Consider the following 14276-nt stretch of genomic DNA (forward strand, 5'->3'; position numbering starts at 1 on the left):
GCGCGAGGGCACGCCAACGGTTCGTCGGCGCGCGGTGTCTGTCTGGTCTATGCATCGTTGTTTTCATGGGTGTTCAATCCCCTGTTGTAAAAAAAGCCCGAGCGATGTCCATCCTTCCGGCAAAGGCGGACGGTTCGAAAAATCCAGCAGGGAGCGATGTTGTTATGTGGCGGCGGGTGTTCCCGCTCGCGAAAGTCGCGACGTGCGTCGGCGACCGTGGCCGTGTCGTCAGGGGCCGTGATTCAAAGCGACGGAAGCGTTCATACGTGGACCGTCCGGCGACGCAGCAGTGTGAGCACGACCATGTAGGGTCCACCGAGCAGGGTCGCGACGAGCCCGGCCGCGATCTCTTCGGGAAATATGAGCTGCCGCCCGAGCCAGTCTGCGCAGACCATCAGCAGTGCGCCGAGCGTGGCCGCGAGATACATTTGCGCAAGCGGTCGCCGGCCGCCGCACAGGCGCGCGATGTGTGGCGCAATCAGCCCGACGAACGAAAGCGGTCCGACAATCAGCGTCGCGGCTGCGCTCAGCAGGGCGGCAAAGAGCAGCAATACGAAGCGTGCGCGTCCCACAGGCACGCCGATGCCGGCGGCGCCCGGCGCGCCCAATGCGAGCGCGGACACCCAGCGCGATGTGAGCGGCGCCACGCACAGCGCAAGTGCGGCGAACGCGGCCATGCTCCAGGCAACCGGCGTAGCCACGTAATAGGTCGAGCCGACCAGCAAATCGATCAGCACGCCCGCGCGCGGATCGCCGCTCGACATCACGGCACCGACCACCGCCTGGAACAGCGCGCTGATCGCGATACCCACCAGCAGCAGTCGCTCGGGCGCGAATGCCGCGCGTCGGCCGAACCAGAGCAGGCAGCCGAGCGTCACGAAAGCACCGGTGACACACCCGCCGAACAGCAGTGCGGGCGACATGCTGCCCGTGCCGAACAGCACGATCACGATGCCGAGCATGCCGCCCGAGCCGACACCCAGCAGATCGGGACTCGCCATCGGATTGGCGGTGACGCGCTGGAGCAGTGTGCCGGACAGCGCGAGCAGCACGCCCGCTGCGAGCGCGGACAATAGACGTGGCGCGCGCCAGAACAGCAAGCTCTCGACTTGCGCCAGATTGGCAATGCTCAGGCCGTGCGGACCGCGTGCGACTGTCAGCGATAACGCGGCGGCGATCACGAGCAGCGCGAACCACCCCACCCAGGCCCGTCTTGCGGAACGAGCGTTGGTGGGCGATACAGGGACCGCGAGCAGATCGGGCCGCGCGCGCAGTCGTGGCAGCAAGGCGACGAGCAAGGGAACGCCGATCAGCGACGTGACCGTGCCGGTTGGAATGAGATGCGCAGAGAACGGCTCGGCGGCGGCCGCCATGCGCACGAGTTCATCCGTGATCCACAACAGTGCCGCGCCGGTCAGCGGCGCCCAGAGCAGTCGCTCGCGCAGCCGCCGCGCGCCCGCAAGTCTTGCGACGAGCGGCGCGGCAAGCCCGACAAAACCAATCACGCCGACCTCGGCTACGACGAACGCGGTTAGCGTCACCGCAATCAGCAATGCGCCGAAACGCAACAAGCCGACCCGTCCGCCCAGATTGCGCACCGTCGAATCGCCTGCGTCGAACAGGCTGAGCGGGCGGTACAGCAAACCCGCCGCGCCCGCGCAAACCACGAAGCTGACCAGCAGATGCGTGGCCGCCTGCCAGCCGCTTTGATCGAGCGCGCCGCCGCCCCAGATCATCAGTCCCGCCAGCAGATCGAAGTGGACCACCGAGATGGCGAGGCTGATCGCACCGAGATAGAGATTGACCACCATGCCGGCCAGAATCACGCTGAGCGAGGACATGCCTTGCGACCATGCAAGCGCGAATACGACGAGCATGGCGAGCGCGCCGCCCACGAGTGCGACGGCTTCACGGCCGGCGGCAAGCCAGCCTGGCATCCAGAGACCGGCGATGATCAGCGCGAGATAGGCGCCGGGGAAAATGCCGAGCGTCATCGGTTCGGCCAGCGGATTGCGTAGTACCTGCTGCACGAGCGCACCGGCCAGCCCAAGCGCGGCGCCGCACAGCAAGGTCACCACGACGCGCGGCAAGAGGCTGTCGTGGACCAGCACGTCGCGCATATCGGTCATGTCCGGTGCGAACAGCGCGGACCAGCACGCAGACCACGACGAGCCGCCGAGCACCGCATGAAGATTGAACGCGGCCAGCGTCACCGCGATAGCGAGCAGTGTGCCGACCAGCACGAAGCGCCAGTCGCGTTGCTCGAACGACGCATGGGACAAAGCAGGATTACGCAAGTCCACCTCGGCCGGCGGCGATCGTGACGAGCGCGGACTCGACTGCGGCGGCGAAGCGCTGCATCGAGACCAGTCCGCCGTATGGCGCGATCACGGGTAACACGGCAACGCGCCGCTCGCGGGCAGCGGGAAGCACGCGCCATAGCGGGCTCGCCGCGAGCGCCGCGCGCACGTCGTCTTTCAATGGACCCACCAGCAGCACGCTGGCGTCCGGCACATCCATCAGGCGCGGCAGCGAGACGAGCGCCGAGCCGGCGATATTGGTGGTCCAGCGCGCGCTGACGCCGTTCGCCGACACGGGCGGATTCGCGGCGTTGACGACATCCGTCTTGCGCAACATAGCGTCGAACAGGCTGCCGCTGCCGTAGACGCGCAGATGCCGGTCGTCGATTGCGTCGGCGACGATCACCGGATGGCGTCGCTGATTCGCGTTTTCAGCGATGCGTTGCCGCACGTCGGTCAGCACACGCTGCGTCGAGTCGATCAATTGGGCGGCCCGCGCGTCGGCGTCGAATGCGTTCGCCATGGTGCGCGTTTCTTCGCATAGTCGCGCGTAGGGTTGCGGGTCGTTCATATAGGCGCCGAGCGTGAGCGTCGGCGCGATGCGCTGCAAAGCGGGCAGTACGCCGGCATGACCCGGTGTGACGATCATCAGGTCGGGCGCGAGTCCGAGCAGCACCTCGAAGTTCGGCTGATACAACAAGCCGATATCGGCGACGCCCGGCGGCAGCGGCGGCGCGACGATGGTGCTCGTGTACCAGTCGGGCAAAGACGTGCCGACGGGGGCTCGTCCGAGCGCGAGCAGGGTCTCGGTCAGTTCCCAGTTCAGCGTGACGACGCGGCGCGGGATGCGTGGTTTTGTCTGTAGCGAGGGCGCAGCGGTTGCAACGAGTGGTGCAACGAGTGGCGTAACAAGCGGAGCTAGAAGCGCGGCGGCCCAGCCGCCCAGAACGCGGCGGCGTCCGCGGCGAACTTCATTCGCGTGATCGGGCGCAGTGCGGCTCATAGAGGAAAACCGATGGTGTGGCCGCTGCGCGGATCGGTCATCACGTTCATCGGGACGCCGTAAATCGCTTCGAGTTTGTCCGCGTGCATGACCTGGCCAGCAGGTTCGCGCAACAACAGACGCCCCTCGCGCAATGCGACGATCTGATCGCAGAAGCGCGCCGCCATGTTGACGTCGTGCAGCACGATCACGGCGGTCATGCCACGGCTCACGCAGAGCGAGCGCACGAGTTCGAGTACGGCGAGTTGATGGCCGATGTCGAGTGCCGAGGTGGGTTCGTCGAGCAACATGCAGCGGCAGTTCTGCGCGACGAGCATCGCAAGCCAGGCGCGTTGACGTTCTCCACCGGACAGACTGTCCACGGCGCGTTCGGCGTAATGCATCACGTCCGTGACGCGCATCGCTTCGTCGATATGGGCGCGGTCGTCGGCGCTGAAACGGCCGAGCGCGCCATGCCAGGGATATCGACCGAGCGCGACGAGTTCGCGCACCGTCATGCCGTCGGCGGCGGGCAACTGTTGCGGCAGGTACGCGACCTCGCGCGCGAATGCGCGATTGTTCCAGGCGTGCAGCGGCTTGCCGGCAAAACTCAGCGTGCCCGATGCAGGCTGCTGCTGGGCGGCGAGCAGCTTGATAAGCGTCGACTTGCCGGAGCCGTTGTGGCCGATCAGGCCGGTTACGGAGCAACTGTCGAGCGCGAGGTCGAGCGGATGCAGCAGTGTGCGGCCGCCAGCGGAAAACGAGACTTTGTCGAGCGTCCAAGCAGCCGTCGCGTTGCGGCTGGGGGACGTGGACGGTTTCGCTTCTGCGGTATCGTGATTGGTCGCGCAGTCAGCGGTGCAGTCAGCCGCGCGCATCGTGGCGAAGTCGTTCGATTGGCCGTTCATGATGCAACCGCCGCGCGAGTGGACACGATGTATTGCGGGCCGGCTGCCTGCCCGCTGTCGAGTTTGATCGTGCGGTCGGCGAGATCGAAATAGCGATCATCGTGTGTGATGACGAGCACGGTTTTGCCAGCGGCTTTCAGCGCCGGCAGCAGACGTCGATAGAACACGCCCTTGAACACAGGGTCCTGATCCGCGGCCCATTCGTCGAATACGTAGAACGGGCGGTCTTCGAGATACGCGACGAGCAGCGCAAGCCGTTTGCGCTGACCTTGCGACAGATCGAGCGTGGAAAACGCGCCGTTTTCAATGCTGACCTTGTGATCGAGTTGCAGGTCCACCAGCAGTTTCTGTGCGGTTTGCTCACTGCCTGCCGGCAGACCGAGTAGTGAATCGAACAGATAGAAGTCGCTGAATACGACCGAGAAAAGCTGGCGATAGACTTCGCGTGTGGTGTCGTCGATGGGTTGCCCGTCGAGCAACACACGGCCATGCTCGGGCACGTACAAACCGACGAGCAGTTTGGCGAGCGTCGTCTTGCCACTACCATTGCCGCCAATCAGATAGACGATTTCACCCGGCGTGAACGCGATGTCGATTGGGCCGAGTTGAAAGAACGCATTTTCTTTTTCGCGGAAGTACCGATGCGTCACGCCCTCGAGCACCAGGCTCGTGAACGTGGAACTGGCATCGCTATGTGCTGGCTGGTCGGGCGGCAGCAAGTCGTCGAGTTGCCCGATGCGCTCGAAGGCGATGCGTGCGGTGCTGAGCGCGGGCAACGCGGCAAGCAGCCCTTCGATCGGCATCATGAGATAGAGAAACACCAGCGCATAGCCGGACATGACGTGGGCGTTCGCATCGAAGAGGCGTGCAATCACGAAGAGCGTCACGCCCACGAAGGCGAACAGCACGAGGCTGCCCCAGCTGGCCGCCGCCGCATACAGCACGTAGCCCCGTGTGCGTTGCACGCGTACGGCTTCGACGTGCGGCGCGAGTTCATCGTCGACGAAAGCCTGACGACGGGCGCGATGCAGCTTCAGTTCCTTGGCGCCGTCGAAGAGCGCGCGAAACCGTCCCACCAGAATGTCCTCGCGATCGCGCGACCCGCGCAGATGCAGGAGGGCGCGCGCGTTGACCAGATGAAAACCGTGCGCGCCGACACCGATGGTCACGACGGCGAGCAGCAGAATCGGCCACGACAGCATGCCGAGATACGCGAGACAGCCGGCGATGACCGCGACTTGCATCGCGATCGAAGGGAGGCTGATGAAGAACACGACGACCGAATCCAGATCCTGCGTCAGCACGCCGAGCGCACGCGCCGCGCCGCACTTTTCCAGATGCGGATAGGCAGCCGACGCTATGCGTCGGATGGTCTGCATGCGCAGCGTCGCCTTGGTGCGCTGGCCGAGATGCATGAACAGCGTTTGCGACAGCACGCGCGTGACGAGCACGAGCAGGCCGAGCGCGGCAAATTGCAGCCCCAGAACCACCAACCGGTCGCGCGACGCACCGAGCGCCTGATTGATCAGCGCAACGAGCGCGGCGTTGCCGAGACCGCTGACGAGACTCATCAGCAGTGCCACCGGCAGCAGCCAGCGTGCGTGACGGATGGATGCGGCGATCAACGACATGAAGGGCAACCGGGATGCGCAAAGGTGCCGGCGTCATGCAGGCAAAAGATTAAAAATGAGCGAATGAGAAGCATTATTATATAAGACGATGAGTTGGCTTAACTCCATGACAGGTAAGGAGAATAGCGGTTCGTCGCACCGAAAGGCTGACAATGAATGTCGAATTTTGGACAAAATAAGGCAGTTTAGCGATATAGTTCGATGCCAGATGAATTGCGTTTGCAAGCCCGGCTTGCAACTGATGTGCAGCACGTATGCAATCCCGTCCAATGCCATGAAAGAATTTCTGCTCAAGCGTTATCCGCTCACGCCAAGACCTCTGACGCGCGACGTGCTTGCCTCGGTCATGCATTACCGGCACGGCGAACGCGTGATCTGGCATCAGCATCGGCACGGACAACTCGTTTTTGCAGTGCGCGGCGTCGTGCGCGTGCTGACACCGGTACGTACGTGGACATTGCCGCCGTCGCGCGCAGTCTGGCTGCCTTCGGACATCGACCACGAACTGCACGCGGTCGGCGAGACCGATTTGTGCAGCGTCTATATCGAACCCGAGGCGTTTCCGTGGCCCTGGCGTGAACCGGCCGTGATCGCGGCATCGCCGCTCATGCGCGAGTTGGCCGTCACGCTCAGCGCGGACGGCGACGACTACGCGCCGGGGAGCCGCGCGGCGTTATCGGCGCCACTGCTGCTGAAGGTGCTGGGCGACACGCCGGCTGTGCCGGAAAGCGGCGTGCCTTTGCCGCGCGACGGGCGTCTGTTGAAAATCTGCGAGCACATGATGAACGACCCGGCGAGCGAATTGACGCTCGATTTCTGGGGCGAACACTTTGGCGCGAGCGGTCGAACGCTCGCGCGCGCATTCAAGCTGGAGACCGGCTTGACCTTCGGTGTGTGGCGTCAGCAATTGCGTGTAGCCGAAGCCATTACGCGGCTGGCGCTGGGTCAGCCGGTCGCTCGCATTTCAACCGAACTCGGCTATAGCAGTGCGAGCGCGTTTATCGCGATGTTCCGGCAAGTGACGGGCGAATCGCCGCAGCGCTATCTGGCTTCGAAATAGCGCCGGTTTTTTAGGAGCATCGAAATGGCGATTGTCCTCGCGCAACGCTCACGCCTTTTTGCCGCCGCGTAAAACGCGACGCTTGACGGCATTCTTCGAGAAGCGAAGACGATGGCCGAGTAGCTCGACGAGCCGCAACTCGCATTCGGAAAATGCATGGCCGCGCCGCTGCGAGATCATGAACGCGAGCGGGCGCACATGCCGCGCAAAGGTTTTTATCGCAGGATGCAAACCAGGTAGGTAAGTCAGAGTGTTGCCGCGACCGCCCATTCAGATGCGGAAGAGCGGGCTTAGCCTACGCCGCGCGGCTCAGCAAGGCTTTTGCGCTGCGGCAAACTCTACGCGGTTTCGCCCACCTCGCTTTGCTTCGTAAAGAGCCGCATCCGCCAGGCCGTAGGCCGTGTCGAAATCGGTCCGGACTGCATTGGAGCTCAAACCAAAACTCGCCGTGATGCGACGGTTGACGGGTGCCGCGAACGCGTGATTACCGATCGCTTCCCGCATTTTTTCCGCCAAATGCAATGCGTCATCGAGATCTTGTCCCGGAAGCAGCACGGTGAACTCTTCACCGCCGACACGACCGATGACGCCTTGGTCGCCGACGATTTGTCGCAAGCAATCGACTATGCCGCGAATCACCGCGTCTCCGACAGGATGTCCGAAGTCGTCGTTTATTTTTTTGAAGTCGTCGATATCGAGCAGAATCATCACAGCGCGATCGGCACGCAATGCTTTGACCGTCCGCTCGATGACCGCGCTTCGATTCAACACGTTTGTCAACGCGTCGTGCGTCGCGCGATATTGCAGTTCTTGTGTCAGTGCCTGCATCTCGCGTTCTGCACGGTCACTGCGTCCAATGAGACGGCGAGTTTCCCGCATCAAGCGCTCGTAGTGCCCGATGAGCTCACCTAGCGCCTGGTGACACTGCTGCGCGTCGGTGTCCGCGCTTGCATGGATCAAGCGTGCCTTTTCTAGCGCGTGGCTTTCGCTCTTGAACAGGTCAGGAGCGTCGGACAAACTGGCATTTGCAGGGAAGGTTGGGACCACCGTGGCTGTCCTTATGTGACGATCGGGCAATCCGTGAACTGGATTGCGGTGAAATCGGCTTGCAACTCCTCGCCGAATTCAAGAATAGTTTCGTCCTCGGCATCACGATACCAACGCACCACCACCTGATTGCCAGCCGAGGCCGCGCTATCCAACGCATCGAACACGCTGAACAGCATTTTCGTGCTGGAGCTGTTGAAATAGGTCAGGGTAACGTCCATCGTGATCTCGGCACCGTTGCAGGCTGCGAGGTATGCGCGAAGACTTTCGAGAACTGGCGCGTAAAACGCTGCAGCGTTCTCAGGATAGGATTCTCCCCGGAAAGTCAGTACGTTTTCATCAAACCTGAAGTCGACTTCCGGTGACGTATTGGTCGCCGCAATATAAAGATTGTCCATAACGCGTAATTGTTCCCGGTCAAATAATGGTCTTGAGACAAAAGAGGGTCGTGTCGGAACAATCCGCTCTTGGATGGAATGCGAATTCAAGCGGTGCGCTTGCGTCACGTGCCATTGTCAGAAAACCGAGCCCCGCGCCCTTGCTTTCTTCGGGAGTTTCGGCGCGCAATGATAGCTTGTATGCTTGTTTTATTTCTTCGATAGACATGTTTCGTAGCGGTTCGAGTCGCTCGCGCAGATTGTCTACATCCGCCGTCGCCACTGGATTCACGCATAACATGAGATGACGCTCGCCGTCGTTTGTTATGCAAACGGCGCCTTCGCGGATCGCGCCACTCGCTTCCCCTTTTTCAACGAGAGCGTCCGCGGAATAGTGAACGATGTTTTGCGACAACTCGATAAACGACGAGAATAATTTGCGGCGCGTGGGTGCATTGATTCCTGCAACTTCCAGTTGCAGTTTGACAACCTCGCTCATTGCCGCAATGATGCTCTGGGAGAAGTATCCCTTATGATAGAAAATCAGATTACGTTGTTGGGCAAGTTCAAAGAACGCGCTTTCTTGGTCCGAGAGTTCAAACATGATCATAGACTACCTTAAACGCGAGCAAAAAAGAGCGTGACGTCGTCGCGGCGGCCTTGCGTGCCTTGCCACTCTGCTAATTCACGCTGCAATCCGTCGCAAATGCCGGAAAGCGACTGGGTCTGATTCTTGACGATGTGACTGAGTGCCCGGCGCTTTCCGAAAGAGATTCTTTTAGGACCGCCGATTTGATCAATCAGGCCGTCGGTCGAGACGAAGAGAAGACTGTCGTGAGGAAGTGTCAGCGTGTTGAGCGTCCATTCATAGTCCGCCAGACTGTCCACGTAACCGACGCCCATGCGTTCACCGGAAATGCTCTCAAATTGCTCTGCGCCAGACCGCAAAACGTGTAGAGCGATACGTGCGCCGGAAAAGAGCAGTTGCCGTTGTTCGGCGTCGAACCAGAAGAAAATCGCATCCAGTCCGTCGTTCGACTGCGGCAGCACGCCAGACTTATCGACTTGACCAAGCAAAGATTTGACGTTGCGATTGACCGCGGCAAGGAGCGCAGCCGGGTTCCGGGGTCCGATTTTTTCCAGCGCTTGCGACAATGATGACGACGCCAGTAGCGTCATGAACGCACCAGGCACGCCGTGTCCCGTACAATCGGCGACGGCACCGAACCATCCATCGGGGAACGACGCAAAGTGATAGAAGTCGCCGCCTACTACGTCGCGCGGCTCCCACACTAATGACGCATCGGGCAATATCGATGACAAGGTGTCGCGTGAGACTCGAAGCATCGCCTGCTGGATCACGCTTGCATATTCGATGCTCTGCATGATCTGACGATTTTTCTCCGCCTGCATTTGCGCCACCGCACCTAATAGATGGGATCCGCTCCCGAGGCCCGCGAATTTGCCTTCTCGCGTGACGACGAACCCATCGGTCAATGCCTTATTTCCCGCTTCAGCCGTCTTGAAGGTCAGTGCTTCAATGCTCATGCTCGCATCGACGATGAGCGGTTCTTTATCCATGAACGCGATGCAGCTTTTCTTGCCGTACAACTCGCGATGAAAAGGTTTGCTCATCTGCGACAGCAAAATATCGCGGTTGATCAATCCGATGGGACGATCTTCCTCTACAACGGCCAGGCTGACCATGTCGCTTCGGGAGTAGAAGATCTCCATTGCCAAAGAGTTCGGATCGTCCGCATCGATGGCTGGCACTTCCTGACACAGATCGCCTGCGCAGCGCGGGCTTTCGGTGACGCCGGGGTGACGAAACTGGGCAAGCGCGGGGTGCATTTCGAGGCCACCGTTCGGAAGGGAATTCAGCACGCTAATAGCTATCTGTGACATTTTCGTTACGCCGAATAATCAATGAAGCTGGCCTGAAATACGAATCGCGACGCCTGTCCCACATGCATGGGGCCGCAAACGTTTTCGCATTCTTATTCGCTACCTTTTACAGTGTGGGCGGCCTCATCGGGGCGATTGCGGCTTGAAGTACAACTTGTCGCCGGATGTGTCGTAGATGCAACGTTTGATGTACTAGCGAAGCCCTGCGACTCCGCCACGTCATTTTGATAAGCCACTCGACAGATAACGTCCACTCATTTGACGTTCTTTAGAATTGATGGATTCTGCGATGCCGCATGAGACTGCCGACGCCTTCCTGCGAAGGGGGCATGCAGAAAGAAGTCGGAGCTAATGCCTGGGGCGTTAGTGAAATGAACAATTTCTTTCGGCCCAACCGACGGCCTCGATCAGCGCCTGTCGGGCGTTATCAACCGAAGGAAAATAGATGAGCTAGGCAATTATTGGTTTCGGCAAGATCGGCTAGGTGCTTGCCATGGCGTTTGCCCGAAACGGTATCGAAGTATCCGCTGCCACTACGCGCGCCCCGGAATGGCTTGCAGTCGCCGCAAGGTCATTGCCAAAAAACTGACGTAGGCGCTCGAGACGGACGTCGTTTTTCTGGCGGTTCGCTTTGAGTCGCATCGGGGCGTCGTAATCGCCAGTTTCGCCCCGGCTCTGCCGCGCAAAGCATGGCGGCCACGATCTAAGCGAAGCTACGGCCGCAGCACGCTTCTTCAGTTTTTTTGCCTCGCTTGACTGACTAACCACTCTCTATTATCCTATCTCTAAAGGAGAGTAAGTGTGGCTAGACCTCGAAGTGAAGAGCGAAGAGACGGAATCATGGCGGCCGCAACGCGCGTGATCGCCTCTGAAGGACTGGGCGCGCCTACCGCCGCGATTGCGAAGGAGGCGGGCGTCTCCAATGGCTCACTGTTCACGTATTTCGCCACCAAGGCGGACCTGCTGAACGCACTCTACCTCGAGCTCAAGGGCGAGTTGGGTTGGACCGTGCTCCAGGGCGTGCCCGTCGACTCCGATATCCGCACCCAGATGCTCCAGGTCTGGAAAAACTGGCTTCACTGGGCCGTCTCGTCGCCGGAAAAACGTAAGGCGCTCAAGCACCTGAGCGTCTGCAAGGACCTCACGCCGCAGACGCGCGAAACCGCCAATCAGTTGACGGCCGGCATAGCCGCCTACATCGAGCGAAGCCGGGTGAATGGCCCCATGCGCGACGAACCGCTCCTTTTCGTGGGTGCCCTCATCAACTCGATGGCGGAGGCGGCCATCGAATACATCATTACCGATCCGGCCAATGCCGATGCTCGCGCTATCGCGGCGTTCGATGCGGTCTGGCGCGCGATCACGTAATTTTTTTACTTAATAAATGACTGACTAGACAGAAATTAAAAGCGCGGTTGCGGCAACAAATTTCAGCAGCAGCAATGGAGTGACACAGCATGAATATCACGGACAAACCTGTCGCGCTCGTTACCGGAGCCTCGTCGGGATTAGGCAAGGACTTCGCCCTGCGTTTGATCAGGGAGGGCTACACGGTTTATGGCGCTGCACGCCGGGTCGAGCGGATGAAAGAGATCGGCGACGCGGGCGGACTCGTTTTGCCGCTCGATGTCACCGACGATCGCTCCATGGTGGAAGCGGTGGCTCACATCATCGACGAGCAGGGGCATATCGATGTACTGATCAACAACGCGGGTTACGGGCAGTTCGGTGCACTGGAAGACGTGCCGATTGCCGAAGGGCGTCGGCAGATCGAAACCAACCTGATCGGTGTCGCCCGACTGACGCAGCTTTGTCTGCCGCATATGCGCGCACAGGGCGGCGGCCGGATTATCAACATCTCGTCCATCGGCGGGAAGTTGGCGACGCCGCTGGGCAGTTGGTATCACGCGTCGAAATATGCGCTGGAGGGGCTATCCGATTCCTTGCGCAACGAGGTGCGCTCTTTTGGCATCAGCGTCGTCGTGATCGAACCGGGCGGCGTTGAGTCCGAGTGGTCGGGGATTGCCACCGGCGAAGCGGCGCGATATTCCGCCGACGGCGCTTATGCCGGCCTCGTGCGGAGGTTCAACAAGATGCAGGGGCAACTCAAACTGCCGCCCGCGCAAGTGATCAGCGATCTCGTCGTGAAAGCGCTCAGAGCGAAGCGGCCGAAGGCTCGCTACAGCGGTGGTCATCTGGCGGCCCCGTTGCTCTTCCTTCGTCGTCATCTGTCCGACCGCATGATCGATCGCCTTATCTCCATGGCGTCGAAGGGTTGATCGGGTTCGCGACTCGAAACCGGCATCGAAACTGTCCGACAAGGGGAGCGTGAGCATGCGCGACGTTGCGTTTGTTATGTACCCGGATTATTCGGCCGCGGCATTGAGCGTCGTCATGGCTTTCGAGGTCGCCAATTGTGTGGCGCAACCGCGTCCCTACGAACTACATTTTGTTTCGGAGACCGGCGGGACGATCACGACCTCGTGCGGCTTGACGGTCGAGAGCCGGCCGTTTGCGGCGACGCCGTTTCATACGCTCTTCGTCGGTGGCGCGACAAGCCCCAATGTGCCGACACCAGGACTGGTCGATTACATCGGGAGCGCGCTCAGATTGCATCGCCGGATCGCCGCGATCTCGACCGGCGCTTTCGTGCTCGCCGAAGCCGGTCTTCTGGACGGACGCAAAGCCACCACTCACTGGATGCACGCCACACGACTTCAGACGCAATACCCCGCGGTCAAGTTTGTCCCCAACTGCATCTTCACACGCGATGGTCCGATCTGGACGACGGCGGGCGGCGCGGCCTGTCTCGATCTCAGCCTGGCGATGATCGAAAGCGATCTCGGCGCGGACGTCGCCAAGGCCGTGGCCCGCGAACTCGTTATTTATCATCGACGCACAGGCAGCCAGTCGCAGATATCGTCGCTTCTCGAACTTGCGCCGAAAATCGATCGAATCCAGGCCGCACTGACTTATGCACGCGACAACCTGCACAAGTCGCTGACCGTCGCAGAACTTGCGGAGGCGGCGCGTTTGAGTCCGCGTCAGTTCAGCCGGTCCTTTCTGGCAGAGACCGGCCACTCGCCAGCCAAGGCGATCGAGATTCTTCGCGTAGAAGGCGCACGCGATCTCATGGAGCAGAGCCGCCACCCGATCGAAGTCGTCGCGCGTCAAACCGGTTTCAGCGACCGTGACCAGATGCGACGCGCGTTCTTGAGAGTAGTTGGACACTCGCCGCAGGCACTGCGGCGCATGGCACGGCTCGACGCGAACGCGCTGGCACAGACGTCTGAAGAAATGAGCTGAGCGTGACGGAGCGGGACCTAAATCGCCGTGTATTTGACGTTTCGCATACGGCGAGAGAGGCATACCTTCAATACGACGTCATTTTCCTTTTTTCAGGAGCATGGAATCGTGGAACTTCGCTCTGATCAATCGGATCCCTGGGTGCGCGTGTTGTCGGCTCTTGGCGATCTTTCTCGCAGTCACGGCTCGTCTCTCCAGCTTGCTCTGAAATCGGAGGACAAGGCGTCGGCCGCGAATACATGTCGTTCGCCGCTACCTGCGCGCGATATCTCCTTCTCGCCTTACGTCACGATCAATGTGCTGGAATGTGCCGATGGCGTCGCCATAGTGGAGTGGAAAGATCCCACCGGCGGGCACTATGCCGAGCAACGTTGGCATCGCTGTATGTCGCGGCGCACGGGTGTTTGCGTGCTCTCCGGAAGCGTGATCGTGCGAGGCGATTGTGTGTTCCGGCCGGCGCGCAGGTCTCGCGAACCGATGAATTCCAATGCGATGATACTTGCCAGTGTGTTGGCTGGTGTTTGTGGTGTTTAGGTCGGGTTGTTGCGAACGCGGTTGGGTTTTGGTTTGCGTGGCGCGTGCACATTCCTGTGCGATAACTTCTCTTTGCCGTTCGCTTCCGGGTTCTGCAATGAGGTCGTTCACATGAATGAAAGACCGCAGCGTGCCATGAGATCTTTGGCATGGATATCGCGAGAGCGCAATGCTGATCTACAATTCCTGTGGACTTGACTGTTTGCTATGAGCTTCGCGGCGGGTC

13 protein-coding genes are annotated in these 14276 nt (G+C 60.6%); 5 read left to right on the forward strand and 8 right to left on the reverse strand.

Annotated elements, in window-relative coordinates; all coding sequences use genetic code 11:
- Positions 1 to 260: 260 nt before the first annotated feature.
- Genes fhuB through P3T18_RS03310 form a run of 4 tightly spaced genes read right to left on the reverse strand, consistent with a single transcriptional unit; the run spans position 261 to position 5821 of the window.
- Positions 261 to 2303 carry a Fe(3+)-hydroxamate ABC transporter permease FhuB gene (gene fhuB, locus P3T18_RS03295; protein ID WP_429298474.1) on the reverse strand — a complete coding sequence of 681 codons (2043 nt, stop codon included), beginning with the start codon at positions 2301 to 2303 and terminating at the stop codon, positions 261 to 263.
- Positions 2290 to 3303 carry an ABC transporter substrate-binding protein gene (locus P3T18_RS03300; RefSeq protein WP_429298475.1) on the reverse strand — a complete coding sequence of 338 codons (1014 nt, stop codon included), beginning with the start codon at positions 3301 to 3303 and terminating at the stop codon, positions 2290 to 2292. Before P3T18_RS03300 ends, fhuB begins: the two co-directional genes overlap by 14 nt.
- The gene (locus tag P3T18_RS03305) at positions 3300 to 4160 is read right to left on the reverse strand and encodes an ATP-binding cassette domain-containing protein (RefSeq protein WP_429299030.1); all 861 of its coding nucleotides are present in this window, start codon (positions 4158 to 4160) and stop codon (positions 3300 to 3302) included. The genes P3T18_RS03300 and P3T18_RS03305 overlap by 4 nt, the downstream gene beginning before the upstream one ends.
- A gap of 26 nt (positions 4161 to 4186) precedes the next feature.
- Entirely contained in the window at positions 4187 to 5821 is a 1635-nt protein-coding gene (locus P3T18_RS03310) for a cyclic peptide export ABC transporter (RefSeq protein WP_429298476.1), read from the reverse strand.
- A gap of 274 nt (positions 5822 to 6095) precedes the next feature.
- On the opposite strand from P3T18_RS03310, the gene P3T18_RS03315 reads away from it, so the two are divergent.
- The gene (locus P3T18_RS03315) at positions 6096 to 6881 is read left to right on the forward strand and encodes an AraC family transcriptional regulator (protein ID WP_429298477.1); all 786 of its coding nucleotides are present in this window, start codon (positions 6096 to 6098) and stop codon (positions 6879 to 6881) included.
- 309 nt (positions 6882 to 7190) lie between these two features.
- Here P3T18_RS03315 and P3T18_RS03320 read toward each other — a convergent pair whose 3' ends face one another.
- From P3T18_RS03320 to P3T18_RS03335, 4 genes are read right to left on the reverse strand one after another with little or no spacing between them, the layout of a single operon-like run.
- Positions 7191 to 7928: a GGDEF domain-containing protein gene (locus P3T18_RS03320; RefSeq protein WP_429298478.1), complete on the reverse strand. Its 738-nt coding sequence runs from the start codon at positions 7926 to 7928 to the stop codon at positions 7191 to 7193.
- Between the two features lie 11 nt (positions 7929 to 7939).
- Entirely contained in the window at positions 7940 to 8326 is a 387-nt protein-coding gene (locus tag P3T18_RS03325; protein WP_429298479.1) for a DUF1987 domain-containing protein, read from the reverse strand.
- A 19-nt stretch (positions 8327 to 8345) separates the two neighbouring features.
- Positions 8346 to 8909 (reverse strand): SiaB family protein kinase, encoded by a 564-nt coding sequence (locus P3T18_RS03330; protein ID WP_429298480.1) that lies wholly within the window; start codon positions 8907 to 8909, stop codon positions 8346 to 8348.
- A 14-nt stretch (positions 8910 to 8923) separates the two neighbouring features.
- Positions 8924 to 10039 (reverse strand): SpoIIE family protein phosphatase, encoded by a 1116-nt coding sequence (locus tag P3T18_RS03335; protein ID WP_429299031.1) that lies wholly within the window; start codon positions 10037 to 10039, stop codon positions 8924 to 8926.
- Positions 10040 to 11050: 1011 nt separating this feature from the next.
- Here P3T18_RS03335 and P3T18_RS03340 point away from each other — a divergent pair.
- The 4 genes from P3T18_RS03340 (at position 11051) to P3T18_RS03355 (ending at position 14050) form a co-directional block, all read left to right on the forward strand.
- A complete protein-coding gene (locus tag P3T18_RS03340; protein ID WP_429298481.1) occupies positions 11051 to 11578 on the forward strand; it encodes a TetR/AcrR family transcriptional regulator in 528 nt (175 codons plus the stop codon).
- Positions 11579 to 11667: 89 nt separating this feature from the next.
- Positions 11668 to 12489, forward strand: a complete 822-nt coding sequence (locus P3T18_RS03345; protein WP_429298482.1) for an oxidoreductase — start codon at positions 11668 to 11670, stop codon at positions 12487 to 12489.
- 55 nt (positions 12490 to 12544) lie between these two features.
- On the forward strand, positions 12545 to 13516 hold the full coding sequence (locus tag P3T18_RS03350) for a GlxA family transcriptional regulator (RefSeq protein WP_429298483.1): 972 nt from the start codon (positions 12545 to 12547) through the stop codon (positions 13514 to 13516).
- A 108-nt stretch (positions 13517 to 13624) separates the two neighbouring features.
- Complete coding sequence (locus P3T18_RS03355) at positions 13625 to 14050, forward strand: DUF3331 domain-containing protein (protein WP_429298484.1); 426 nt, start codon at positions 13625 to 13627, stop codon at positions 14048 to 14050.
- Positions 14051 to 14276: the final 226 nt, after the last annotated feature.

The organism is Paraburkholderia sp. GAS199 (genome assembly GCF_050436585.1).
Lineage (GTDB): Bacteria > Pseudomonadota > Gammaproteobacteria > Burkholderiales > Burkholderiaceae > Paraburkholderia.

Excerpts from the sequence above, each read along its gene's own strand:
- P3T18_RS03300 (WP_429298475.1), bottom strand. The coding sequence starts at position 3,303 with ATGAGCCGCACTGCGCCCGATCACGCGAATGAAGTTCGCCGCGGACGC.
- P3T18_RS03305 (WP_429299030.1), bottom strand. The coding sequence starts at position 4,160 with ATGCGCGCGGCTGACTGCACCGCTGACTGCGCGACCAATCACGATACC.
- P3T18_RS03310 (WP_429298476.1), bottom strand. The coding sequence starts at position 5,821 with ATGTCGTTGATCGCCGCATCCATCCGTCACGCACGCTGGCTGCTGCCG.
- P3T18_RS03315 (WP_429298477.1), top strand. The coding sequence starts at position 6,096 with ATGAAAGAATTTCTGCTCAAGCGTTATCCGCTCACGCCAAGACCTCTG.
- P3T18_RS03325 (WP_429298479.1), bottom strand. The coding sequence starts at position 8,326 with ATGGACAATCTTTATATTGCGGCGACCAATACGTCACCGGAAGTCGAC.
- P3T18_RS03330 (WP_429298480.1), bottom strand. The coding sequence starts at position 8,909 with ATGTTTGAACTCTCGGACCAAGAAAGCGCGTTCTTTGAACTTGCCCAA.
- P3T18_RS03335 (WP_429299031.1), bottom strand. The coding sequence starts at position 10,039 with ATGGAGATCTTCTACTCCCGAAGCGACATGGTCAGCCTGGCCGTTGTA.
- P3T18_RS03340 (WP_429298481.1), top strand. The coding sequence starts at position 11,051 with ATGGCGGCCGCAACGCGCGTGATCGCCTCTGAAGGACTGGGCGCGCCT.
- P3T18_RS03345 (WP_429298482.1), top strand. The coding sequence starts at position 11,668 with ATGAATATCACGGACAAACCTGTCGCGCTCGTTACCGGAGCCTCGTCG.
- P3T18_RS03350 (WP_429298483.1), top strand. The coding sequence starts at position 12,545 with ATGCGCGACGTTGCGTTTGTTATGTACCCGGATTATTCGGCCGCGGCA.